Source organism: Aquabacterium sp., from assembly GCF_014378415.1.
Lineage (GTDB): Bacteria > Pseudomonadota > Gammaproteobacteria > Burkholderiales > Burkholderiaceae_C > Aquabacterium.
Map to the genome: position 1 here is coordinate 1 of NZ_JACMNS010000120.1, position 2,460 is coordinate 2,460.

2 protein-coding genes and 1 pseudogene are annotated in these 2,460 nt (G+C 63.5%); all 3 read left to right on the forward strand.

Annotation, left to right across the window (positions count from 1 at the left end; all coding sequences use genetic code 11):
• Nucleotides 1–349: DUF933 domain-containing protein (locus H7225_RS11290; RefSeq protein WP_290661858.1), on the forward strand; the 349-nt coding region annotated here is incomplete at its 5' end.
• 176 nt (nucleotides 350–525) lie between these two features.
• Nucleotides 526–2,259: a GspE/PulE family protein gene (locus H7225_RS11295; protein WP_290661860.1), complete on the forward strand. Its 1,734-nt coding sequence runs from the start codon at nucleotides 526–528 to the stop codon at nucleotides 2,257–2,259.
• Nucleotide 2,260: 1 nt separating this feature from the next.
• Nucleotides 2,261–2,460 (forward strand): annotated as a pseudogene (locus tag H7225_RS11300) (type II secretion system F family protein); the annotation flags it as partial.

The following is a 2,460-nucleotide window of genomic DNA, read 5'->3' on the forward strand; positions in this document are numbered from 1 at the left end:
CGATGAAGACCGCAGCATGTTCCTGGCCGAAATGGGCCAGGACGAACCCGGCCTGAACCGCCTGATCCGTGCCGCCTTCACGTTGCTGGGCCTGCAAACGTACTTCACGGCGGGCGTCAAGGAAGTGCGCGCCTGGACCATCCATGTCGGCGACACGGCGCCTCAGGCGGCTGGCGTGATCCACACCGACTTCGAGCGCGGCTTCATCCGGGCCCAGACCATCGCCTTTGAAGACTTCATCGCCTTCAAGGGTGAGCAAGGCGCCAAAGACGCGGGCAAGATGCGCGCGGAAGGCAAGGAGTACATCGTCAAGGATGGCGATGTGTTGAATTTCTTGTTCAGCAGCTGATCGGCGGGCTGACCAACAGCCCCCTCCCCCAGAAAATCCCCGCCAGTCCTGATGACTGCGGGGATTTTTTTTCGCCGGGGCACGTCGCGCGCCCTACACGCTCAAGGATTCCTCCCACCTGCCGAAATCCAAGGTCAGACGTGGCGCTGGTAGTTCCGGCGCCTGGAGGCCTTTAAATGTCATCAAGCACCGAATCAGAGCCCATCAGCACCGTCCCGCAGCGGCAGAAGCTGCGCCTGGGCGACGTGCTGGTCCAGCAAAAGCTCATCTCGGAAGAACAACTCAAGCAAACGCTGGAGATGCAGCGCACCACCGGCAAGAAGCTGGGTCGGCTGCTGATCGACGCGAACGTGATCACCGAAGAAGCGCTGGCCAACATCTTGGCCCGCCAGTTGCGCGCGCCTTTCGTCAACCTCAAAAGTTTTCCGCTGAAGACGGAAATGGTGCACTTGCTGCCTGAATCGCACGCCCGACGCTTTCGCGCGTTGGTGCTGGGCGAACGGGGCGAGGACTTGCTGGTGGCCATGGCCGACCCGTTGGATTTGTCTGCCTACGACGAGTTGACCAAAATCCTGAAACGCACGGTGCAGATCGCCGTGGTGGCGGAAAGCCAGTTGTCGGCGGCGTTCGACCGGCATTACCGCCGCACCGATGAGATCTCTGGCTTGGCCAAGGCGCTGGAAAAAGACATCGGCGATGCGGTCGATTTCGGCACCCTGCAGGCCACCGCAGGCCAGGAAGGCGCCCCCGTGGTGCGCCTGCTGCAATCCATTTTTGAAGACGCCGTTCAATGCGGGGCCTCTGATGTTCACCTTGAACCGCAAGAGAATGAACTGGTCGTGCGCAGCCGCATCGACGGCATCTTGCAGACCCAGACGCACGCGGACAAGCGCATTGCCGCCGCCATGACCCAGCGCCTCAAGCTGATGGCCTCGCTGGACATCTCAGAGAAACGCCTGCCGCAAGATGGCCGCTTCTCGCTGCGGCTGCGCGACAGCACCGTGGATGTGCGCCTGTCGACCCTGCCCTGCCAATACGGCGAATCGGTCGTCATGCGGCTGCTGGGCCATGGATCGGGCGTGCGCCGCCTGGACCACATCAACATGCCCAAGGACATCCTGGAGCGCTTCAAGGAGATTTTGGGCCGCAGCTCGGGCATGGTGCTGGTCACGGGCCCCACGGGCTCGGGCAAAACCACCACGTTGTACGCGGCCCTGGCCGAGATCGACTCTGAACGGCACAAGGTCATCACGGTGGAAGACCCGGTGGAGTTCCGCCTGCCGGGCCTCACGCAGGTGCAGGTCAATGACAAGATCGATTTGAGCTTTGCCCGCGTGCTGCGTGCCACGCTGCGCCAGGACCCGGACGTGATCCTGGTGGGCGAAATGCGCGATCCCGAAACGGCCGAGATTGGTCTGCGCGCCGCGGTGACAGGCCACATGGTGCTGTCCACCTTGCACACGCGCGATGCCATGAGCACACCCTTTCGGCTGCTGGACATGGGCGTGGCGCCCTTCATGGTGGCCACCTCGCTGCAGGCCGTGATCGCGCAGCGCCTGGTGCGTGTCAATTGCGACACCTGCCTGGAGCCGCACACGCCCACCCCCCAGGAAGCGGCCTGGCTGACGTCCATGATCGGCAGCGACGAGCCGGTGGCTCGGCCCATGCGCGGCCGGGGCTGCTCGGCCTGCAATGGCTGCGGCTACATCGGGCGCCGCGGTGTGTACGAGATGCTGGAGATGGATTCCGTGCTGGCACAAGCCACCACGCGCAGTGATCCCACCGAGTTCATGAAACACGCCCGCGAAAAGATGAAAGGCAAGACCATGGGCTTCCGAGCGCTGGACCTGGTTTGGCGGGGCAAAACCACGATGTCCGAGGCGATGCGGCTGAGCAGCGAGATCGAATGACATGACCGCCTATGCCTGGAAGGGCCGCAATAACCGCGGCGAAATGATGACCGGGGTGGTGGACGCGGCGACCGATGGCGCCGTGGCCGACCAGTTGTTCGCCAATGGGATCACGCCCATTGAGGTCAAGCACGCAGGTGCAGTGCCGGTCGCGGCACCGGCCAATCAACCCGAGTGGCTCAAGGCGCTGACCGAGGTGCC

Coding starts and splice junctions, on each gene's coding strand:
- H7225_RS11295 (WP_290661860.1), top strand. CDS start 526: ATGTCATCAAGCACCGAATCAGAGCCCATCAGCACCGTCCCGCAGCGG.